Here is a 21,472-nt window from a genome sequence, read left to right as displayed (position 1 = left end):
AGTGAGCACGCCTGTCCATATCGCTCAAGCCCGTCGTGCCGCTAAAGCTGACCGACCACGCGGCCCGTTGAAATATTCATCGATCCACGGATGGCGCGTTTCCAGCAATTCGGGGATCGTGCCGACCGCGATCACTTTCTTGTCCGCCAAAACCGCGACCCGGTCACAAATCTCGTACAAAGTGTCGAGGTCGTGAGTGATGAGAAAAACCGTAAGACCCAAGGTTTCCTTAAGATCGCGCGTCTGTCGGTCAAACGCTGCCGCGCCAATCGGGTCAAGCCCGGCGGTGGGTTCATCAAGGAACAACAATTCAGGATCAAGCGCAAGAGCGCGCGCAAGGCCAGCGCGTTTCTTCATCCCGCCCGATAATTCATTGGGATATTTGAGCACCGCCTCTTCTGGCAGGCCAGAGAGCAGCACCTTGTAGCGCGCGATCTCACGGCGCAGTTTGGGGCTGATCTCGGGGTAGAATTCCTTCAACGGCACCTCGACGTTTTCACCCACGGTGAGGGTTGAAAACAGCGCGCCCCCCTGGAACAAAACGCCCCAGCGCCGCCGCACACCCACCCTTTGATCAAGGTCTGTGTCAGTGATCCTGCGGCCCAGCACATCAATATCGCCAGCGGTTGGTCTTTGAAGGCCAATGATCGAACGCATCAGCACCGATTTGCCTGTGCCGGACCCGCCAACCACGCCGATAATCTCGCCGCGCCGCACCTCAAGATCAAGGCCATCGTGGACGGTAAAATCGCCAAACCGATTAACAAGCCCGCTCACCACAATGGGCGGATCTGGACAAAAGCGTTCGTGGGGCGCTTCGGGTTCAGTATAGGGCATGGCTTACCCCCACCCGACTTCTGTGAAGAACACCGCGAAGAAAGCGTCGATCACGATGACCGCAAAGATCGCGGAGACCACGGCCATGGTGGTGCGGATGCCGACCTCTTCCGAATTCCCTTTGACCTGCATCCCGTGATAACACCCCGCCAATGCCACGATCAGGCCAAAAACGGGCGCTTTGACAAGGCCGACCCAAACGTCGTGAATGGGCACAACTTCTTGAATACGTTCAAGGAATGTAAAGAACGGAATGCCAAGCGCAAATTGCCCGATAACCGCGCCGCCGATGATCCCGACGATCGAGGAGTAAAATCCCAAGAGGATCATCATAAAGGTGCAAGCCACAATGCGCGGGATGACCAATCGTTCAATTGGAGAGAGCCCAATGGTGCGCATCGCGTCCACTTCTTCGGTCAGCTTCATCGTCCCGATTTGCGCCGCAAACGCGCTTCCCGAACGGCCTGCGACCATGATTGCCGTCATCAAGACGCCCAATTCGCGCAAAGTGATACGCCCGACAAGGTTCACAGTGAGCGTCTCTGCGCCAAATTGCTGAAGCTGCACTGCGCCTTGCTGAGCGATCACGATCCCGATGAGAAAGCTCATAAGGCCAATGATCGGAAGCGCAGACACCCCCACCATCTCCATCTGTTTCACAACCGCGCGCATCGGAATTCGCGAGGGGCGACGGATCATCGTGCCAAAACTCATAAGAACCGCGCCAAGGAAGCTGACGACCCCTATTATGCCGCCGCGCGCGTCGTAAACCTTCTCGCCCAATGAGAGCGGGACACGTTCCCACACCGGCACCACAGGCGGGGAAAGTTCGCCTTCGCCAACCGCAACAGCCACGGCTTCTAAAAGGTGTTTGGCCTTCTCGCTTGCTCCGGTGATCGGGCAATCGTGCTGCGCGGCAAGGTTTGAGACGACCCACGCGCCGGTGGTGTCCATTTCTTCGATGCCGCTGATATCAATCTCGGAAAATTGCCCGCTGAGCGTGCGGATTTCCTTTTCAAACAGGCCCACCGATGAAACGAGCATTTGGCCAGCAAGCACCAGCCGCGACCCGCCAGTCGCGTTGTCTTCCAAACAGTAAGTGACCACCCCGAACATCGTGCCGCGAGATATGCGAGGATTTTGGTCGCATCACAAGCTAACTCTTGAAGAGTTATACAAAACGGTCACTGTGGGGATGAAAAAATACAACAATTCAGGAGCGATATGCGATGACACAAGGGGGCGATTGTTTTCGCATTGAGACGCATAATGGCGCGAGCGGAAGCGTGCATCTCGTGACGCTCGATAACCCGCCTTACAATGCGGTGTTTGCCCAGATGCTTGAGGCAGGGGCAGCGCGTTTGGCAGCTTTAGGGAGCGCCCCTGACACCTCGGCGATTGTCCTTACCGGGGCTGGTGCTAATTTCACGCGCGGCATGGATGTGAAAATTGCAGCCTCGCTTGACGCAAAAGGCACCGCGCGTGCCAAAGCAGCTGTGAACACATTTTGCGCTCAGCTCCATCGCCTGCCGTGCGCCTTTGTGTGCGCGCTTAATGGTCATACGATTGGCGCAGGGGGCATTGTCGCTTTGTGCGCGGATTGGGTAATTGCAGCCCAAGGCGATTATAAGATCGGCCTTCCCGAAGCGAAAGCTGGCCTTGCGTTTCCGCCCGTTCCCCAAGCGATTATCGACCATTGGCTTGATCCTGTATGGCGCAGGCGCCTGGCGCTCACATCGCAATTGTTCGGGCCGCAAGAGGCGGTTGCTACCGGGATGGTGGACGAAGTGGTGCCCGCAGATGCGCTTATCGAAAGCGCCCTTGCCCGCGCTGAAAGCCTCGCCGCTCAGCCCGCATTTCGCGATTGCAAACGGCAACTTCGCGCATCTGCCAATGCCGAAATCGACGCGCTTTTGGGGTGAATTTGTCACAGTTGTTGCACTGCACCCAATGCCTTGGCATGGAAGGGGAAAGAGCGGGAGGCGCGGCCCCCGAACGATAGCGAAGCGATATATAGATGAGCCTACCGACCACCTTTAACCCTGCGGACATTGAAACGCGCTGGTACAAACACTGGGAAGAAACCGGGGGTTTTCGCCCTGAGCGCCCCGATGCGGAAGCTTTCACCATTGTGAACCCTCCGCCCAATGTGACCGGCTCGCTGCATATTGGCCACGCGCTCGACAATACGCTTCAGGATATTGTGATCCGCTATGAGCGGCTGCGCGGGAAAGACGCTTTGTGGGTCGTGGGCACAGACCACGCCGGGATCGCCACCCAAATGGTGGTTGAGCGGCAGATGGAAGCGAAACAGGACAAACGCAGCAATTACTCACGCGAAGAATTCATCGACAAGGTTTGGGAATGGAAGGCTGAATCAGGCGGCAAGATCACGCACCAGCTGCGCCGGCTGGGCTGTTCGATGGACTGGTCCAGAGAACAGTTCACGATGGACCCGCACTTTACCAAGGCGGTGCTCAAGACCTTTGTGAACCTCTACAACGACGGCCTAATCTACCGCGACAAGCGGCTGGTGAATTGGGACCCGAAGCTCAAGACCGCGATTTCAGACCTTGAAGTGGAAACGCAGACGATTGCAGGCGGTTTCTGGCATTTCAAGTACCCGCTGGCCGATGGTGTGACATTGGCGGATGGGCGTGATTACATCGAAGTTGCCACCACAAGGCCTGAGACGATGCTCGCCGATATGGCGGTCGCGGTTCATCCCTCGGACGAACGGTATGCCAGCGTAGTCGGCAATCACGTTGTGCTCCCCATCACGGGTCGCCGCATTCGGATTGTCGCGGATGAACACGCGGACCCTGAACTTGGTTCGGGGGCTGTGAAGATCACGCCGGGGCACGACTTCAACGACTTTGACGTGGGCAAGCGCGCAGGGATCGAAGCTGCGCAAATGCTCAATATGCTCGATGGAAATGGCGACGTTTGTCAGACGAGCGATGGCTTGGTGCCAGACGAATTTATCGGCCTTCACCGTTTCAAGCGGGATGGCGTTGACGGTGCGCGCGAGTTGGTGATTGAGTGGCTAAAACGCCCTGACGTCGATTGCCTCATTCCGCAGGTTTCGAAGAACAAAAAGGGTGAGGAAATCGTCTCGGATTCCGAACCGCGCCAGATCGCGACGCCTTTCGGCGATCGCGGCGGCGTGGTGATCGAGCCGTGGCTGACCGATCAATGGTATGTCGATGCGGCGAAATTGGCCGAAAAACCGCTTGAGCAAGTGCGCGATGGCACGGTCGAAATTGTCCCCAAGTCGTGGGAGAAGACCTTCTTCAACTGGATGGAAAACATTCAGCCGTGGTGCGTCTCGCGTCAGCTATGGTGGGGTCACCGTATTCCTGCTTGGTTTGGTCCGGTCTTGAAAGAGGATGGGCTGCCTTCCGGCGCGACATTCGAAGTTCTCCCCGACTTGGCCACCGTGCAGGTCGATTACCCCACCAAACCCTTTGTCGGTGTGTCGCTTGAGGAAGTGCTTACTCAAGCTCAGAAATACTATCCTGGTGATGTTGTCATCAGCCTTGTGGAAGACGGCAAAATCGTCGCACAGCATCGGCCTGAGGGTGCCGAAACTGGCGTAACTCTAACGCGCGACCCCGACGTGCTCGACACGTGGTTCTCCAGCGCGCTCTGGCCATTCGCCACGCTGGGCTGGCCCGAAGACGCGCCCTCGCTGCTTGAAAAACACTTCCCCAATTCGCTCCTCATCTCCGGCTTTGACATCCTGTTCTTCTGGGATGCGCGGATGATGATGATGGGCAATTACAATATGGGCGAGGCTCCATGGCCTAAGCTCTATCTCCATGGCCTTGTGCGCGCAGCAGACGGCGCGAAGATGAGCAAATCCAAAGGCAATGTTGTCGATCCGCTGGGCCTGATCGACCAATACGGCGCGGACGCGCTGCGCTTCTTCATGGCCGCGATGGAAAGCCAGGGCCGCGACATCAAAATGGATGAACGCCGCGTCGAGGGATACCGCAACTTTGCCACAAAGCTCTGGAACGCCACGCGTTTTTGCCAATCCAACGGCATCGGCAAATCAACGACCGTAAAGGCACCCCAAGCGCGCCTTGCCGCCAATCAATGGATCATCGGCGAAGTCCAGGCTGTGTGCGCTGAGATCGAGAGCGCCATGGAAGACCTGCGCTTCGACGCCGCCGCCAATGCGATCTATCAGTTCACATGGTCAAAGTTCTGCGATTGGTATCTTGAACTGATTAAGCCGGTGTTTGCGGAAGGATCTGACCCCGATGCCCTCCCCGCCAAGGAAACCCGCGAAGTTGCCGGTTGGGCGCTCGACCAGATCTTGGTCATGCTCCACCCCTTCATGCCCTTCATCACCGAAGAGCTTTGGCACGCACAAGGTGACCGCTCCTACGACCTCATCACCGCCAAGTGGCCGAACCCGCGCGGGGAAACCTCCAAAGAGGCGACCGACGCGATTGACTGGGTGATCGACCTCACCACCAATCTGCGCAGCGCAAAGAACGAGCTTGGCATTTCGCCGGGTGCGAAACTCGCGGCCTTCGTGCCGCAGGCTAGCGATCTTGCCAAAAGCACAATCGAACGCTCCAGCGCCGCGATTGAGCGGCTTGCGCGCTTAACGCCTGTGACGGTCGGTGAGGCTCCTTCAGGCCCCGCAATGCAGGTGACGGCGCAAGCCGGTTCAGGGGGGGGCGATATCTTCGTGATCCCGCTGGAAGGCATCATCGACATCGCGGAGGAAAAAGCCCGCCTCGAAAAGGCCCTTGCAGCCTCCCAAAAGGAAGCGAAATCGCTCGAAGGAAGGCTCTCCAACGCTAATTTCGTCGAACGCGCCAAGCCTGAAGCGGTCGAGAAAGCCAAAGCCGATTTCGCCCATCACCAGGGCGAGGTCGAACGGCTGACAGCGGCGCTTGAGCGGTTGGGGTAAAATCTGCACGTCACCCCAGCGAAAGCCGGGGTCTCAGGCGGCATTGCAGAATTGCCCGAGATGCCAGGTTGGCCTCCGGCCGTCTGCGACTCCGCTGGCATGACGTGTTGAAATGTGCGCACATCTACAAAACCGCATAGGCGACCTTACCTAACCGGTATGTCGCCCTGGCTTATCCTTGCTATCCCACTGCTTATCGCAGCCGCCCTCGTCTATCGCCACCTGGCGAAGCGCCGAAACCGCGCGCGCCTTCTGGCAAGCCCCCTCTCGCCCAAGCAGCGCCATGTCGTCGAGCAGCTGGTGCCGTTGGTCACGCTCCTGCCCAAGGATTTGCGCGCCGCGCATGAGGGTAAGATCAACCTGTTCCTCGACCAAGTCACTTTCAGAGGCAAAAACGGCGTCGAAGTCACTGAAGCGATGGAGCTTTCAATCGCAGCCCAAGCCTGTCTTCTCATCGTCAATAGCCCGCTGTGGTACGACACGATCCGCAATGTCCTCCTTTACCCCGCCGTCTTTGACACCGGGCGCGGGTGGCACGATCAAGGGCTTGTGCACGAACACCGCCACGGAACTCTGGGCGAAAGCTGGGAGCGCGGGCCGGTCGTGCTTTCATGGAACGATGCGCTTTATGGCGGGCTTCGCGCACATGATGGTGAAAACGTCGTCATCCATGAATTCGCCCATCAATTGGACAGCCTGACCGGCGATACCAACGGCATCCCGATCTTGCGCAAAGGCCAAGCCTATGACGGGTGGGAGGCGGCAATGCTTGATGCCTACGATGCCCATGTAGCGAAAGTGGAACGCGGCGAGCCAACACTGATCGACCCATACGGCGCCACCAATCACCAAGAGTTTTTTGCAGAAGGCATCGTCACATTTTTCGAAAGGCCCCACGCGCTGCAAACGCACGAGCCAGCGCTTTATGCGCAGTTCTCGCAGCTCCTCGCGCTTGATCCGGCGAAGTGGTCCTGAAGTGGAGGCACAAATTGAGGCGATTTCCTACCACGGCAAGGCGTGGCATAGGGGCGGAATGAACCGAATACTCACCTCCACCCTTCAATCGCTTCAGTCGATTAAAGCACAGCTTATTGATCGAATGGATTTTAGACCCTGGACAGTGTGTCAAGTGTGTCAAAACTGCCTGAAAATTGTTGAAATACGGGGACTTGATCGTGGCTGACCTTGTTCTTGCAACGGATGATGCTGGCGGCGCTGAAATCTTCGCATCGCTTCAGGGCGAAGGGCCCAGCATGGGCAAGCCGGTCGCCTTTATCCGCCTGTCGCGCTGCAATCTTGCCTGCATATGGTGCGACACCGCCTACACCTGGCGTTTTGCCAATGAACAGGGGGGAGACAACCGCCCCCACCGCGACGGCGTGGCCTATGAAAAAGCCGCCAATCAGGTGAAGCTTTCGCCCGAAAAGGCAGCTGCGAAGGTGGCGGCGCTGGGGCAAAAGCGGCTGGTCATTACAGGGGGCGAACCCTTGATGCAGTGCGGGCCATTGGCCGATATGCTCGCTATCTTGCCTGATATTGAGGTTGAGATCGAAACCAATGGCACCGTGCGTCCATCCGCGCACGTCGATATCCGGGTCGATCAATACAACGTGAGCCCCAAGCTTTCCCATTCGGGCAATGCAGGTGAACTTGCGCTGATCCCTGAACGAATCGACTTTTACGCAAGTGATCCAAGGGCCTTCTTCAAATTCGTGGTGGCCACCCCCGACGACGTGGACGAAGTGGACGCGCTGCAACGCGAATACCGGATCCCAAAAGACCGCCTGTTCCTGATGGCGGAAGGCGTTGATTCCATTACATTAAGAGACCGGCAAATGTGGCTTTCTACACTGTGTCTCGAAAAGGGATATCGTATGTCGGATCGGATGCACATCCATCTTTACGGCGACACACGGGGGACCTAGGATGCGGCTCGGGGGGTAACAACGGTGGACATATTCATTTCCTATTCGCGGCAGGACCGTGAACGCGTAAACTTCATGGCTAAGGCGCTCGAGGCCGAAGGCTATTCGGTCTGGTGGGACCGCGATCTTCGCGCTGGCGAAGAATTTGACAATGTGATCGATAAACACATCAAGCAATCCAAAGCGATTGTGGTCGTGTGGTCGAACACGTCTGTCAAAAGCAATTGGGTCAAGGAAGAAGCTGAAGACGGCGTTGTCGAAAACAAGCTGGTCCCGGCACTCATTGACGAGATCATAATCCCGCGCGGGTTCAGGCGCATCCAAGCCGCTGAATTGCAGGATTCAAGCGCGGATCCCACCAAGAGTAAGAACTGGCCAGTATTCCTCGAAAGCATCCGCACAATCGCAGGCGAAGGCGACGGGGTGGAAGCAGGGGCGCAAGAAATGGCCGCCTTTGGCCTTTCATCAGCTGCTCAAGGGCAAGCCCCAACGAAGGATGCAAAGACAGATACGCCCTTTTGGAAACGGCCAATTGGCATGGTCGCTGGCGCTTTGGTGGTTCTTATCGCTGGTTTGCTCGCAATCCAACTGGGCGGCATTGGTGGCGCAAGCAGCAATGGTCGGCTTGCCGGGGTTCCCGAAGACAAGGCGATTGTCCTTGGCATCTATCCCAATGAAAGCTTTGGCATTCAACAAAGCAACGGGTTGAAGGCCTCGCTCGATGGCTTCCCCGCCTTGATGGTGCAGGACTTGGACGCGCCAATCAGCGCTATGAAAGAGCGCGATGCCCCCAAAGTCATCGAAGACCTTCGCGCTTTCCTGGCAGAACGAAATGTTGTGGCAATTGTTGGGCCGTCCATCACCGAATTCACTCCGCAAGTGCTCGAAGTGATCAAGGAAAGCGGCCAACGACCGGCTATTGTCCTGACCACAGCGGGAAGCCGCGCCGACCTTGGATGGAGGGACAGCGATTTGCCGATCTTCCGCGTGGGATCGGGCGTCGATGAACGGGCAAGGCAGTTTAAGGAGCTCGCCAACCGTGCCATCGCGCAAGGGATTGGTGTTACGTTCATGATTGAAACGGTGCCCGGCAGCGATGCGAAAACCTACGGCGAATTGTTCTTTGACCGTGTGACGCAAGAGCTTGGCGAGGCCACGCTTAGCAATTGGCAGTCTGATGGCAAGGTAACCACCCGCACCTTTACCAGAGGCCAGATCAATGATGCCTTCTCCACCACCGAAGAAAAGGCGATCCTTGATGAGAACAGGCTGATCGTGATTATGGGGCTGAGCAACGACTTCAAGGACCTGGCGCAGGGCCAGTTTCGTATGGACCAACCGGAACGCAAGGCCATCCTCGCAAGTTGGAATAACAGCCATCATGTGAAGGCTTTGTTGGAAATGACGGCGCTGCAGACTGACCGGCTGATCGATATGACCGACGTTTTTGAAAGCGCGTCATACACTGGCGAGAAGCCCGAAGAGATCGCTCAGTTCGAAAGCCTTTTTGGCCCGATTTCGCCACGATGGCGGCTTGAGGCTGTGGCGTTCGATTCAGGCGTAATCGTCAAACAGGCCGCAAGCGAGATCGAAGGCGAAATCACCGCCGATGCGCTTGTCGCAGTTCTACGCTCGCGCAGCTTCAATGGCGTCACGGGGCGGATCTTCTTCAACTCCACAGGCCAAAACACCGGCGATGCTGGCGGGCTGCAACGCTTTTACAATGTCAGCTATGACCCATCCAGCAAGGGATGGCGCGAGGTGGGGAATTTGAGCTCGCTGATGCGATAACGAAGAGGGGTTACCCTTGCGAACGCCAGCGCAAGACTGTGCGTTCGACCAGTTCCTCTTCGCCGCCGCCACGGTTCCACAGCTCGCTAAAGCTGGGGTCTTCAGACGCAGGGCGTTTGTGTTCTTCGAGATTGTCGAAGGTCACACGGATCGGGATGGCAACACCCTCGCCGCAAACGATACATTCGCGGTTACGCAAGGCTGGAATGGAATCGAGGAACCCGCGTGAGCCTTCTGGCATGGCGGAGCGGACAAAGGCTTGGTCGCGGTCGTTGTTGAGACGCATCGAAATGATCGTGCCGCACTGGGAGAGCACGCCTTCGGCAAGGTCGGAAGGACGCTGAGTGATGAGGCCAAGGCTGATCCCGTACTTACGGCCCTCCTTGGCAATCCGGCTAAGGATCGAACCAACAGAGGAACCGTCCGAGTTCTTCTCGTTGGGCACGTAACGGTGCGCTTCTTCGCAAACGAGCAGAATGGGACGAGTGTTCTCTTCCCTGCCCCAGATCGCAAAATCAAAGACCAGACGCGAAAGCACGGCAACAACAGTGGATGTGATATCGGAAGGCACGCCTGACACATCGATGATCGAAATCGGCTTGCCCTCGCCGGGCATACGGAAAACCTTGGAAATGAAGTGGGTCATCGTGTCACCCACAAGCATGCCTGAGAACATGAATTGATAGCGCGGATCGGCTTTGAGCTCGTCAAGCTTGCCCTTGATCCGCATGTAAGGCGCGGAAGATGTTGCCTTATCAAGCTTGCCCATCTCGTCCTGAAGTTTGGTCGAGAGGTCGGACAAGAGATAGGGAATGGGCGAATCCACGGTGATCTTGCCCATGGATTCTGCAAGGCGGTTCTTGCTGCGCGCATGGAGCAGACACTTGGCAAGAATGTCCATATCGACCTGGCGTTCATTGCCATCGCTGGTCAGGAGCACTTCGCAATGCTCTTCGAAATTCATCAGCCAGTATGGCATTTGCAGATTCGATACATCGAGGATCTTACCCGTCTGACGGAAAGCTGCGGAATATTCGCCGTGAGGGTCGATCATCACAATGTGACCCTCGGGCGCATGCTCGCAAATCCGGTGAAGGATGAGTGCGGCGCTGGTCGATTTACCCGTACCCGTTGATCCAAGAAGCGCGAAGTGTTTGCCCAACATCGCGTCGATATATAGCCCTGCCCGAATATCTCTTGTCGGGAACACTGTGCCAATGGTGATATTGGCGCGGCCATCGCTGGCATAGATTTGTTCGAGGTCTTTGGTGGTCGCAGGATACACCATTGCGCCGGGAACAGGGTAACGCGTCACACCGCGCTTGAACCCGTGAATACGCCCGGTCAGCCGTTCTTCCGAACCTTCGCCCAGAAAGTCGATATGAGCAATGATGCCGTTTTCCGCGCGCCTGTCCTTGCGTTGGTCACGAACGTTGGCGAGAAGCCACGCATCGCCTACCCTGATCTTGATCTGGCTGCCCACCTGGCCCGCCAAAGCGATAGAGCGATCCTCATCCTCCATGCAATCATTAAGGCGTTGGAGATCAAGCGCAATTTGCGATCCAGCGCCCGAGATTTCGAGGACTATGCCGATTGGCAATCTGCCATTATCCTGAGATGCGCCTTCGCGCTCAAGCGGGTTTGACGCTTGATTGACTGCCTCAAAACCTTGATTCCCCATCGCGTTCATGCGCGTTTCCTTGTGTAAGCTTAAGCACCGCACCCAAATCTCTGGCGCACTTCTGCTTGGCGGTTTCTCTTGAGGCTACAATGCGCGATCAGAGTTAAAATCGCGTCAACGCGCACGCCTTTAAGAAGGCGAAATGCACACCGCGAAACTATTGATTTGCGAGTTAAAGCTTGGAGAAGGCTTGCCCGGCGATCCAGCCCATCCCAAGCGAAAGGGCAATCGCCCCAAGGCCGTAAAACAAAGCCCATTGCTGAGATGCGTAAACGACGCTGCCTTCGAGGCCCACTTTTACCACCTCAATGTCGGCGGTGGCGCTGGCAACCACTCGCCCATTGGCGATCGCAAATGTTTCTGCGGTGTATTGGCCGGTGGTCACATTGGAAGGCAAGGTGATGCGCGCTTGATAAAGGACGCCCTCACTGATCCGGACGCCTTGTGGGTTCTGCTTGTAAAGGCCCAATCGCTCTCGCATTTCGACAAGGCCGCTTGCGTAACGGGCTTGTTCTTCAGGTTCGATTTGCCCAGTTGGACTTAGCTGAATGAACTCGGTCCCCAATTCATAAATTGCAGCCGTTCTGGGGTCGACTATTTCGGGGATCGGCTTGGAAGAAGCGACAGCGAAAAAGGACGGTGCAGAGCGAAAATCATTCGCGCCTGCATTCATCCAAATGCCAGCCATGCGCTCTTTCTCTCTTAGGCGGATGGGTTCAGCGGGGCCTTTTAGAACCACCGCAATATCATAGTCGCGCGTGTTCGCCGGCCCTCGTGGGTCGATCACAGCACCATAAAGGAGGAGGTTTGCCCCGGTAAAACCCTGGCGCACTTCGATCCGTGACTGGCTGACCTCTGGGACAAGGACAGGCTCTGACTGACCCATAAGAAATGGCGCCGCCACAAGCAGGGAAATGGCCGACAGAATGGATCGTGTCCGGGCGGTCATAGCGGGCTGACCGTGTAAATCTCGTCAGGTTGTACGCCCAGTCCATACAGCATCCGCAATGCAACCGCGATCACAATCGCTGCCAGCACAATGCGCAAAACCTCTGGCCGGGCTTTAAGCGCGATCTGCGTACCGAACTGTGCGCCCATAACAGAACCAAGGAGGAGCAAACCGGCCAGAATGATGTCCACCGCCTTCGTTGTAAGGGCGTGGGTCATTGTCGTGACCATCGTCACAAACAGGATTTGAAAGAGCGATGTGCCAACCACCACATTGCCGCTCATCCCCAGGATATAGAGCATTGCAGGCACCAGGATAAAGCCTCCGCCAACTCCCATGAGCATGGTCAAAACACCCACAATCACTCCCAAAACGAGCGGTGCAATGGGTGAGATATAAAGGCCCGAGGCATAAAACCGCGTGCGGAAGGGGAGGCCTGCGACAAGAGGATGGTGGCGCCTTTTCCGGGGTGCTGCGTCTTTTTGTCCCTTGGATGCAGAAAGCGACTCAAACGCTTCTCGCATCATCAAGGTGCCGATAGAGCCGAGCATGACAACATAAAGGATGTTGATGACCACATCGATCTGACCAAGGGCTTGAAGCAGTCTGAAAAGCGCTGCGCCAAACAGGGCTCCGATTATCCCTCCTCCGACCATGACCGCGCCCATTCGGTAGTCGACACCCTTTCGCCTTCCATGAGCGATCACACCAGAAATGCTGGCTCCGGTTACCTGAGTGGCGGCCGATGCTGCGGCGACCGTTGGCGGGATGCCGTAAAAGATAAGCAATGGCGTTGTCAGGAACCCGCCGCCCACACCAAAAAGGCCGGACAAAATTCCGGTCAGAAATCCCAGGCATACGATGAACAGGCCATTCACCGAGAGATTCGCAATGGGCAGGTATACATCCATTCTCAAGCGACTACCCCAGCGGCGCTGGCGTGGGAAGGCGCGTTTGCCCCCTACCCCCATTGATCTCCAATATGAAACCTCAGAAGCGGGTCGAAACCGTGGCTGCGACGCCTGAATCGGGCTCTGCATCTCCTGCAACCTGCTCACGGTAATCGACCGAGACGCGTGCAGGCAAATTCCCTATATCAACATCGAACCGCAGAGTGGGGCCAATATCAACGCGCCGAGCATCCTTTTGCGCCCCGCCCCATACGCCTGCGCCAAGGCTTACAGAGGCCGAAGGAGACCCCGATTTTCCCAGCTGCAATAGCCTGCGCGTAACGGCCGCTTGCCCATCGATAAAATATGTGTCGGCATTGCCTCCAACATATCCGCCTGCACCATAGGCTTCGAGTGAAAGCGCAAGGGGCAATTTTTGAGGTGGGAGTTCGGTCGCGGCATAGGCGGCCGGGCGCAGGTTCGTTTGAGCCGAGATAGCTCCGTTCGAGAGCTGAGGATTGCGGGTCGCCCGAAGCTCGCCATACAATCGCACTGGCACACTCCCAAGGGGCAAAGCTGAGACGCCCGCTGCAAGCTCCGTCTCGCCTCCGGTCACCAGTGCATGATAGGCGCGGGCATAGACCCGCGGATCATGGCTAGAGGATGGACGCGCGCGCCATTGAAGGTTCGCGGCGACCTGGCTCGCGCCATAAATGGGGCGCCGGCCTTGCGGTATCGTAACCGCATTTGACCCTTGCCGGAAGAAGCCAAATGCATCGAGCATCCATCGATCAGATGAAGCCTGGATGGCGTAGCCTGGCTGCGCGGGAAATGGCGCAGGAGAAGCCTCCCTTGCATCAAGGTATTGCCCCTCGCGCTTAGCAAGAGCTGCATTGCCGTTGTGCGCACCGTGCAAACTCCAATCGAGCAGCAAGCGTTGCTGTGCCGAAGGGTGTCTGTCACCATTCATGCGAGGCGCGAGCGGAAAAGCGGCGGCCCTTTCCGGGTAAGGCATCGTTTGACGCCCCGGGCGCACAGCAGGCCCGTACATTTGTGGTGGTGGCTGAAGATAAGCTGGCGGATACGCGTAATATCCAGGTGGCGGGTACAGGACATAACCTTGTGGCGAAAGGTACGGGGCAGGCAGAAAAGGGACGGGCGGATAAGGCAGATATCGATTGAACTGCGGATATGCGATTGAATGGGGCGCTGGCATCATTGAAGCTACAGCGGTTTTTCCGACCGGCCTATCTGATTGGGATCCGAGGACCGCCGGATCTGGCGCTTTTGCCATCGCGGTGTACGCAAACGGACTGTCCCAAGTGACCACGCGCACGCACACCCACGCGCCGAGCAAAACAGCAAGCATCGCAAGCGGGGTTCCTCGCTTACCGATCGTCTTGCTTGCCTTCATCTGCGCGCTTGCCTCGGCACAGCTTGCCGGTTCCGCCGGTATCTGGCTGCGGGCACATGGATCTGCCTTTGTACCGGCTGTTCGTGGCTCAAGCTCGGTTTAGCAGGATGGCGGCTGTGCGCCGTTTTGTCCCAAACGATGCCTCGTCCAAAGAATGTGCGCCAATATGCAAGGATAGCGCGGCGCCCTGCCATGATCGCGATGATGTTGGTCATCGGCAATCGGACAATGGCAAAAATACCTTCTGCAACGCCGTAATTGCGGGCGGTAAAGAGGAAACGCCACACGATACGCCAGATAAAGAAGCACAAATTCGCGGTGATAAGCGTGAACATCAAAGGCGAAACAACCATTGGCGGAGTCATGCCAAAAGCGCTCGCCACCGAAATAATGAGCGTGAGCGCCAAGAGGAAGTATCCCAGCGCCAGAACAAGCGCAGTTAAAGGCCCGCGCCTGTCGCGTGCGCGCATCCACGTTTCAGCAGCGCCCCCGCTCCAGCCCGTTCGGTCCCACCCTTGAAGTGCGATCCCATGGACCCAGCGCGTCTTCTGACGCACAATTTCAGAAAGTTTGGACGGGAAAAACGCGCGTGTTGCAATCAGTCGATCATCCTCGCCCCGCGCTCTTACAAAACGGCATCGCCCGCCCTGCTCGGCGATGGCAAGACCCAGCTCATAATCTTCGGTAAGTGACGCAGGATCAAACGGCACACCTTCGCTGCTTTCTGCAGCCAATTTCTCAAGCGCACCGCGCGCCATTGCGCAGCCCACGCCAGCGGCAGGCAATGCAGCGCCAACGGCACTTCGCACGACCATCGCCTTGCCATGCGCCTCAGCAAATTCTTCGCAATAGTGACTGCCAAGCCAATCGCGGGACGCCTGCGGAAGCGGCTCGACCGGCAATTGCGCAAAATCAGCGCCATCAGATATCGCCCAATCCAAAAGACCAAGCCCAGCTGGATCGACCATGTCCTCAGCATCGTGAAACAACACATAAGAAAAGCGCGAAGACGAACGCCGTTCATCGTCGCTCATCGCTTCGTAAAGTCGGTTTAGGCAGTCCGCTTTTGTGGATGGACCATCACGATCATGAACGACCAACCGCAAGCGCACATCCCCTTGTGCTGCGCGCATCGCGGCCTTTAGGGTTGCCGGATCATTTCGATATACCCCGATATAGAGCCTCAAGGTGTCTTGGGGCCAAACACCAAGCAAATGGCGGATTGTGTCGGATATCACTTCGGCTTCTTGCCAAGCAGGAATGAAAACAGCAGCGCGGCCATCAAGCGTTTTGGACTGCAATTGGCTACGATCAACCTTTGCGGTCCTTGCCCGTCCGGTCAGTTTCAGCCATAGCCATGCTAAATCGACAGCAAAGTCATCGATAGCACCCATTAGAAAGAAAACCCCTGCGAACAGAAGCAGTTCGTACTGTAATAGAGCCAGAAATTGCCAAATATCAGATACCATACAATTCAAGGCCCCCGATATCCTTGAACTACTAATTGATTAACACCCCCCTAAAGACATAGCAACCACAACAAATACATCCAAAATGGACTTAAATTAATGTCTGACAATATTTCCAGTACTTCCAGCCCATTACGCCGCGTTTTTGCGCCTGTGCGGGCTCTATTTGTGGGCGATGCGTCTGCTGGAATATTGCTGATATTGGTTGCTGGCGCTGCGATGCTTGCGGCTAACTCGGCGTTTTCCGATGAGTACAGGGAGCTGTTTTACGGGAAACTTGCCTGGACCCCGATCGCAAAACTCAAAGACCTCCATTATTGGATCAATGATGGCTTGATGGCGATCTTCTTCTTCGTCGTTGGACTGGAAGTAAAACGTCACATGATTGCAGGCTCGCTTTCCGATCCTGCTGCCCGGCGGCTTCCCATGCTTGCCGCTTTTGCGGGTATGGTCGCACCCGCCATCGTTTACATCAGTGTCTCTGGCGGCGGCCAATTTACCAGCGGTTGGGCCATTCCCGCGGCAACCGACATCGCTTTTGCAATGGGCGTGTTGGGCCTCTTGGGCAGCCGGGTTCCTGCCTCATTGCGCTTGTTTCTCCTTACGGTTGCGATTGTCGATGACATTGGCGCCGTGCTTGTCATTGCGATTTTCTACACGCCGACGATCTATCTCACCTGGCTTTTGGCGGCGACCGGCGTGCTCGCAGCGATGATTGCACTGAACCGGTTTAGGGTTTCCGTTTTCTGGCCCTACATCCTGCTTTCAGTGGTGCTTTGGTACTGCGTTTTGAACACGGGCGTTCACGCAACCATCGCCGGGGTTGTGGCAGCGCTCACCATCCCGCTCAAACGCAGCGACGGCAATTCCATGCTCGAAAAGCTTGAGCACGGCCTTGCACCGTGGAGCGCCTATCTGATCGTACCTATCTTTGGTTTTGCCAATGCGGGCGTGTCGCTTCAGGGGCTTGGGGTTAGCGCTTTGCTTGACCCACTGCCGGTCGCGATTGCTGCAGGCCTTGTGATTGGCAAGCAAGTTGGGATTTTCACAACCGTATGGCTCGCCGACAAAACCGGTTTTGCGCCGCGTCCAGACAATGCAAGCTGGCCGGAGATCTGGGGCGTCTCAATCTTGTGCGGGATCGGCTTTACGATGAGCCTGTTTATCGGCGGTCTTGCATTCCCGGATCAACCGATATTGGTCGAGGAAGCGAAGATCGGAATTCTCACAGGCTCTGCGATTTCGGCGGTGCTTGGCTTCATCGTTTTAATGATGACCACAAAGCACACACCGGAGGAATGCGATGATCAGGGCCAGCAGCCAAGCGAAGCCTGAAGTCGCGCCCCCTGGCCTCACCAACTGCCGGTATTTTCCATGCTGGCCCAAGGCTCCTTGGGTTCCAGATTGCCCTCTTGCAGTAGTTCAATCGAGATACCGTCGGGTGTTTTGACGAAAGCCATGTGACCATCGCGCGGGGGACGGTGGATTGTATGGCCAGCCTCGGCAAGCCGGGCGCAGGTTTCGTAGATGTCATCGACCCTGAAGGCGAGATGCCCGAAGCTCCGTCCGCCATCATACCGTTCGGGTTCACTCCCATCTTCAGGTGGCCAGTTGTAGGTCAATTCAACCTCGGCAATGCCTTCCTGGCCCGGTGCGGCAAGGAAGATCAGAGTAAAACGCCCGGCCTGCACATCAAATCGCCGCACCTCTTTCACTCCGATGAGTTCAAAGAACGCAACCGCCGCATCCGGATCGGTAACGCGGATCATTGAGTGTAGATATTTGACCATTTCAGCTTTCCTTTCGCCCCCTCGGGCGCGCGCTATATTCAACACGGCCTTGAACACGGGCAAGGAAAAGGGCGCAAGACCTTTCAGCCCTGCGCCCCTCGTTCCTCCCGCTTAGCTGCGGGCTATATTTGGTGTGTGACGCTTAGAAGCTCGCTGAGAGTGTTGCGACAAATGCGTCGCCGGTAAAGACGAGGTCGCCATCAGGCTGAATAAGGTCGTTGGCGGCATCGCCTTCAACGCCAATGTAAGCCGCGCTGAGAGTGAAAGTGTCGTTAAGCGCGTAATCTGCGCTGACCGACCAGTCCCATGCCTTGCTGTCATTGGTGAAGGTCAGGAAACCATCGGTATAACCGATGTGACCGTTCAGGCTGACCGGAGTGTCTGGAATGCCAACGCTCAAATCAGTGTAGAGATAAAGGTTGTCGGTGTTTCCGAGCGAGTTTTGGTCAGGCGCATATGCAATGCCCGGGGTGACCGAGACAGACGCAAGCGAAAAGCTCAATGAACCATAAAACTCGACATAATCTGTGTCGCCAGATGCAAAAGGAGCATCAGGATACAGATAATAGATGACACCAACGTCGGCTGACACACCTTCACCAAGGCCGCCGCTCCAGCCGCCGTAAAGGTCGACTTCGGTTGAGCCATAACCAACGGTCTGCTCATCGATATTGGACGCCCAGGTGCCGACATAAAGGCCCGACGAATGGCTTACATCGAAACCACCTTGAACAGCGAATTCACCATCGGAGAGATTAACTCCGCGGAACCGGTACTCGGTTGCAAATGCGACATTGGCCGAAAAAGTCAGCCCGGTGTCGCCTGCCATTTTGCTGGCAAGGGTTTCGTCAATGGGTTGGATGGCCGGCGAACTTGTGGAAAGTCCCTGCCCAGCTTCAAGAGCTGCAGACGCCGCAATAAGCTCGGGCGTGACCGCCGCCACTTCATTGGCTTGGTCAATAGAAGTGCCTTCGCCATCAGGGGCGTCTTCGGCAAGAGCTGGCGCTGCAGAAAGAAACAGACCAACAGAGAGGGTTGCGGCCGAAAGGCCGCGGATGGACGTGAGCATTACAACTTCCTTTGTTATTGTTGTTGCTTCGTCCCACCTGCACGGTCGCCGGCTGCTATTTTTTAAATGCAGTCTCATCCGATCGCGACACAATCGTGCACATTCATGCTGCATAGCACAAGAGAAATTGCGCAAAACGGTCAAAGCTGGCCAAAAACATGGTCCATTGTGGAGTTTGTGCACCACCGTTTTATCGCAAGGTCAGCCCAAGCCCGGGACATTCGTGGCACAATCGCATCAGGATCAGTTGCCGTTAATCCTCGCCCCGCCTAGAGAGTGGAGTGCATAGCGATGCACCGGTTCTAACCAGACAGGCTCACCCAAACATCTTTGCCCGAACAAGGGCGCGTGATCAAAAACATGCTAAACGCCATTCGATCCTTTTTTAAACCGCGCTCTCAGGCACCGCTGCCCAGCGTGCCGAACGGTGAGCGCTATTATCTGATCGGTGACATTCACGGTCGCCTCGACCTGTTTGAAGCGATGGTTGCAGCGATTGAAGACGATGATGCCTCACGCGGCAACGCGAACACTCAGGTCGTCCTGCTAGGCGATCTCGTGGACCGGGGGCCCGATAGCGCCGGAGTTGTTGCCCTTGCCCGTCAATGGCAAAGCCGGCGCGCAGTGCGCGTGCTGGCGGGCAATCACGAGCAGATGATGCTCGACGCTTTCAAAAAGCCCGAGATTTTGCGCCATTTCTTGAAACATGGTGGGCGCGAAACGATCATGTCTTACGGCCTTAACAAGAAGCAATTCAATGCCATGACATTGGACGAGCTATATACCGCTCTGCCGCAGCTCATCTCTCAGTCCGAGCGCGACTACATCGCCTCTTTTGAAGAGTATATTATCGCAGGCGACTACATGTTTGTTCACGCAGGGATCGACCCTGCCCTGCCGATCGATGAACAAAAGCGCGCAGACCTTCTGTGGATCCGCGATCGCTTCCTTAACCACGAGGGTCCGTTGGATAAAGTGATCGTCCATGGTCACACAATCTTCAACAAGGTGATGGATTGCGGCAACCGGATCGGGATTGACACTGGCGCTTTTCGTTCAGGTGTGCTTAGCGCGCTCGTACTGGAAGGGGACCAGCGACGGATCATTCAAACGATCCAGAACGGTGATGATCCAGTAGAGATATTTCACGGGGAACGCGGGCACTAAAATGCCCTTCGCGTTTCGCCGGAGTTCAGCGGGCCGCTAGCGTTCGTTTGAACGGCTTGAATGACGTTTTGACCCAAGGGACATAGACGATGAAAATTGCAATGGTGGGTTCGGGCTATGTTGGGCTCGTATCTGGTGCGTGTTTTGCAGATTTTGGCCACGAGGTGGTCTGCATCGATAAAGATCAAGGCAAGATCGACCGTCTGCACGACGGCATCATGCCAATCTATGAACCCGGGCTCGACGCTTTGGTGGACACCAATGTGAAGGCAGGCCGACTTTCCTTCACGACCTCGCTTGCCGAAGGCATCAAGGATGCATCGGCAATCTTTATCGCGGTTGGCACTCCCAGTCGCCGGGGTGATGGCCATGCTGATCTTTCGTTCGTTTATGCCGTGGCCGAAGAGATTGGCGAGAGCCTTGCAAATGAAGCGGTGATCGTCACCAAATCAACTGTGCCGGTTGGCACTGGTGATGAGGTTGAGCGCATTCTCGCAGACAGCGGGACCCAGCATCGCTTTGCCGTTGTCTCCAACCCTGAATTTCTTCGCGAAGGCGCTGCAATTGGTGACTTCAAGCGCCCAGATCGCATTGTGATCGGTGCAGAAGACGAATTTGGCCGCGACATTATGAGCGAGGTTTACCGCCCGCTGTTCCTGAACGAGTCGCCCATTCTCTTCACCTCGCGCCGCACCAGCGAGCTAATCAAATACGCCGCCAACGCTTTCCTTGCGACCAAGATCACTTTCATCAACGAAATGGCCGATCTGTGCGAGAAAGTAGGCGCCAACGTCCAGGACGTGAGCCGCGGCATTGGCATGGACAACCGCATTGGCCCCAAGTTCCTGCACGCAGGCCCCGGCTATGGCGGTTCGTGCTTTCCCAAAGACACCCTTGCCCTTCTTAAAACTGCCGAGGACTACGACAGTCCAACGCGCATTGTAGAAGCGGTCGTCAAGGTCAATGAGAGCCGCAAGCGGGCCATGGGCCGCAAAGTGCTCGATGCATTGGGCGGTGTAGACGAAGCGCGCGGGAAGAAAGCAGCGCTTCTGGGCCTGACCTTCAAACCCAACACTGATGATATGCGCGACTCCCCTGCGATTGCGGTCGCGCAAACACTGACCGATGCGGGGGTCGAGGTGTCCGCATATGATCCCGAAGGCATGGATCTTGCGCAGCCTCTCATGCCCGAAGTGAAAATGTGTGATGACCCCTATGAAGCAATCAAAGGGGCGGATGCCACTGTCATCGTCACCGAATGGGATGCGTTTCGCGCGCTCGATCTTTCTCGAGTCGCTGATTTGGCCAATGCTCCTGTCCTTGTTGACCTGCGGAACATCTATTCGCCTGAAGACGTGCGCTCTCGTGGATTCACGTACGCAAGTATTGGACGCGAATAGGCGCCTTCGCGCAAGGATATTTTACTAAGCTTTCCGTTAACGATAGAGTCCCAGTATTGGACGGCGCAAAAGTAAATTTTGTGTAAAAATTAACTTGGGAATCAGCCCTTAGCTATGTAGCGTCTCTCGCAGGGGAAACACCTATGCAAAGGGGCAATAC

17 protein-coding genes are annotated in these 21,472 nt (G+C 56.4%); 8 read left to right on the top strand and 9 right to left on the bottom strand.

The features are described 5' to 3' along the window. Positions 1 to 24: 24 nt before the first annotated feature. Together EH31_RS08750 and EH31_RS08745 are read right to left on the bottom strand one after the other, a co-directional pair. Positions 25 to 837, bottom strand: coding sequence for an ABC transporter ATP-binding protein (locus tag EH31_RS08750; protein ID WP_034959768.1), 813 nt, complete (start codon positions 835 to 837; stop codon positions 25 to 27). 3 nt (positions 838 to 840) lie between these two features. Further along, positions 841 to 1,953, bottom strand: a complete 1,113-nt coding sequence (locus EH31_RS08745) for an ABC transporter permease (protein ID WP_034959767.1) — start codon at positions 1,951 to 1,953, stop codon at positions 841 to 843. 113 nt (positions 1,954 to 2,066) lie between these two features. Between EH31_RS08745 and EH31_RS08740 the strand changes: the two genes are divergently transcribed. The 5 genes from EH31_RS08740 (at position 2,067) to EH31_RS16890 (ending at position 9,483) form a co-directional block, all read left to right on the top strand. Further along, positions 2,067 to 2,759, top strand: a complete 693-nt coding sequence (locus EH31_RS08740) for an enoyl-CoA hydratase/isomerase family protein (RefSeq protein ID WP_034959766.1) — start codon at positions 2,067 to 2,069, stop codon at positions 2,757 to 2,759. A 95-nt stretch (positions 2,760 to 2,854) separates the two neighbouring features. Next, on the top strand, positions 2,855 to 5,767 hold the full coding sequence (locus EH31_RS08735; protein ID WP_034959765.1) for a valine--tRNA ligase: 2,913 nt from the start codon (positions 2,855 to 2,857) through the stop codon (positions 5,765 to 5,767). Between the two features lie 159 nt (positions 5,768 to 5,926). After that, positions 5,927 to 6,742, top strand: a complete 816-nt coding sequence (locus tag EH31_RS08730; protein WP_034959764.1) for a M90 family metallopeptidase — start codon at positions 5,927 to 5,929, stop codon at positions 6,740 to 6,742. A gap of 200 nt (positions 6,743 to 6,942) precedes the next feature. After that, positions 6,943 to 7,692, top strand: a complete 750-nt coding sequence (locus EH31_RS08725; RefSeq protein ID WP_034960123.1) for a 7-carboxy-7-deazaguanine synthase QueE — start codon at positions 6,943 to 6,945, stop codon at positions 7,690 to 7,692. Positions 7,693 to 7,716: 24 nt separating this feature from the next. Beyond that, positions 7,717 to 9,483 (top strand): toll/interleukin-1 receptor domain-containing protein, encoded by a 1,767-nt coding sequence (locus tag EH31_RS16890; RefSeq protein ID WP_152553518.1) that lies wholly within the window; start codon positions 7,717 to 7,719, stop codon positions 9,481 to 9,483. A gap of 10 nt (positions 9,484 to 9,493) precedes the next feature. On the opposite strand, the gene EH31_RS08715 is transcribed toward EH31_RS16890, so the two are convergent. The 5 genes from EH31_RS08715 to EH31_RS08695 all read right to left on the bottom strand — a co-directional run bounded on the left by EH31_RS08715 (position 9,494) and on the right by EH31_RS08695 (position 15,886). Then, positions 9,494 to 11,173, bottom strand: a complete 1,680-nt coding sequence (locus EH31_RS08715) for an ATP-binding protein (protein ID WP_034959763.1) — start codon at positions 11,171 to 11,173, stop codon at positions 9,494 to 9,496. Between the two features lie 163 nt (positions 11,174 to 11,336). Beyond that, a complete protein-coding gene (locus EH31_RS08710) occupies positions 11,337 to 12,113 on the bottom strand; it encodes a TIGR02186 family protein (RefSeq protein WP_034959762.1) in 777 nt (258 codons plus the stop codon). Beyond that, positions 12,110 to 13,024 carry a sulfite exporter TauE/SafE family protein gene (locus EH31_RS08705; RefSeq protein ID WP_034959760.1) on the bottom strand — a complete coding sequence of 305 codons (915 nt, stop codon included), beginning with the start codon at positions 13,022 to 13,024 and terminating at the stop codon, positions 12,110 to 12,112. Before EH31_RS08705 ends, EH31_RS08710 begins: the two co-directional genes overlap by 4 nt. Positions 13,025 to 13,103: 79 nt before the next feature. Further along, positions 13,104 to 13,973 (bottom strand): hypothetical protein, encoded by an 870-nt coding sequence (locus EH31_RS16885; RefSeq protein ID WP_152553517.1) that lies wholly within the window; start codon positions 13,971 to 13,973, stop codon positions 13,104 to 13,106. Positions 13,974 to 14,413: 440 nt separating this feature from the next. Further along, positions 14,414 to 15,886: a glycosyl transferase family protein gene (locus EH31_RS08695; RefSeq protein ID WP_081853316.1), complete on the bottom strand. Its 1,473-nt coding sequence runs from the start codon at positions 15,884 to 15,886 to the stop codon at positions 14,414 to 14,416. Between the two features lie 99 nt (positions 15,887 to 15,985). Between EH31_RS08695 and nhaA the strand changes: the two genes are divergently transcribed. Next, complete coding sequence (gene nhaA, locus EH31_RS08690) at positions 15,986 to 17,221, top strand: Na+/H+ antiporter NhaA (protein ID WP_034959759.1); 1,236 nt, start codon at positions 15,986 to 15,988, stop codon at positions 17,219 to 17,221. Between the two features lie 17 nt (positions 17,222 to 17,238). Here nhaA and EH31_RS08685 read toward each other — a convergent pair whose 3' ends face one another. Both EH31_RS08685 and EH31_RS08680 read right to left on the bottom strand, forming a co-directional pair. Next, positions 17,239 to 17,676, bottom strand: coding sequence for a VOC family protein (locus EH31_RS08685; RefSeq protein WP_034959758.1), 438 nt, complete (start codon positions 17,674 to 17,676; stop codon positions 17,239 to 17,241). Between the two features lie 142 nt (positions 17,677 to 17,818). Further along, a complete protein-coding gene (locus EH31_RS08680) occupies positions 17,819 to 18,745 on the bottom strand; it encodes a TorF family putative porin (RefSeq protein ID WP_034959757.1) in 927 nt (308 codons plus the stop codon). A 360-nt stretch (positions 18,746 to 19,105) separates the two neighbouring features. Here EH31_RS08680 and EH31_RS08675 point away from each other — a divergent pair, with 360 nt between their 5' ends. Together EH31_RS08675 and EH31_RS08670 are read left to right on the top strand one after the other, a co-directional pair. Then, positions 19,106 to 19,912, top strand: a complete 807-nt coding sequence (locus tag EH31_RS08675) for a metallophosphoesterase family protein (RefSeq protein ID WP_034960118.1) — start codon at positions 19,106 to 19,108, stop codon at positions 19,910 to 19,912. A gap of 89 nt (positions 19,913 to 20,001) precedes the next feature. Next, complete coding sequence (locus EH31_RS08670) at positions 20,002 to 21,312, top strand: UDP-glucose dehydrogenase family protein (protein WP_034959756.1); 1,311 nt, start codon at positions 20,002 to 20,004, stop codon at positions 21,310 to 21,312. Positions 21,313 to 21,472 lie beyond the last annotated feature (160 nt).

It is taken from the genome of Erythrobacter longus (assembly GCF_000715015.1).
Lineage (GTDB): Bacteria > Pseudomonadota > Alphaproteobacteria > Sphingomonadales > Sphingomonadaceae > Erythrobacter > Erythrobacter longus.
Note: the sequence above shows the minus strand (reverse complement) of the source record. Positions and strands in the feature narration are given on the sequence as shown.

Coding starts and splice junctions, on each gene's coding strand:
- EH31_RS08750 (WP_034959768.1), bottom strand. CDS start 837: ATGCCCTATACTGAACCCGAAGCGCCCCACGAACGCTTTTGTCCAGAT.
- EH31_RS08745 (WP_034959767.1), bottom strand. CDS start 1,953: ATGTTCGGGGTGGTCACTTACTGTTTGGAAGACAACGCGACTGGCGGG.
- EH31_RS08740 (WP_034959766.1), top strand. CDS start 2,067: ATGACACAAGGGGGCGATTGTTTTCGCATTGAGACGCATAATGGCGCG.
- EH31_RS08735 (WP_034959765.1), top strand. CDS start 2,855: ATGAGCCTACCGACCACCTTTAACCCTGCGGACATTGAAACGCGCTGG.
- EH31_RS08730 (WP_034959764.1), top strand. CDS start 5,927: ATGTCGCCCTGGCTTATCCTTGCTATCCCACTGCTTATCGCAGCCGCC.
- EH31_RS08715 (WP_034959763.1), bottom strand. CDS start 11,173: ATGAACGCGATGGGGAATCAAGGTTTTGAGGCAGTCAATCAAGCGTCA.
- EH31_RS08710 (WP_034959762.1), bottom strand. CDS start 12,113: ATGACCGCCCGGACACGATCCATTCTGTCGGCCATTTCCCTGCTTGTG.
- EH31_RS08705 (WP_034959760.1), bottom strand. CDS start 13,024: ATGGATGTATACCTGCCCATTGCGAATCTCTCGGTGAATGGCCTGTTC.
- EH31_RS16885 (WP_152553517.1), bottom strand. CDS start 13,973: ATGAATGGTGACAGACACCCTTCGGCACAGCAACGCTTGCTGCTCGAT.
- EH31_RS08695 (WP_081853316.1), bottom strand. CDS start 15,886: ATGGTATCTGATATTTGGCAATTTCTGGCTCTATTACAGTACGAACTG.
- nhaA (WP_034959759.1), top strand. CDS start 15,986: ATGTCTGACAATATTTCCAGTACTTCCAGCCCATTACGCCGCGTTTTT.
- EH31_RS08685 (WP_034959758.1), bottom strand. CDS start 17,676: ATGGTCAAATATCTACACTCAATGATCCGCGTTACCGATCCGGATGCG.
- EH31_RS08680 (WP_034959757.1), bottom strand. CDS start 18,745: ATGCTCACGTCCATCCGCGGCCTTTCGGCCGCAACCCTCTCTGTTGGT.
- EH31_RS08675 (WP_034960118.1), top strand. CDS start 19,106: ATGCTAAACGCCATTCGATCCTTTTTTAAACCGCGCTCTCAGGCACCG.
- EH31_RS08670 (WP_034959756.1), top strand. CDS start 20,002: ATGAAAATTGCAATGGTGGGTTCGGGCTATGTTGGGCTCGTATCTGGT.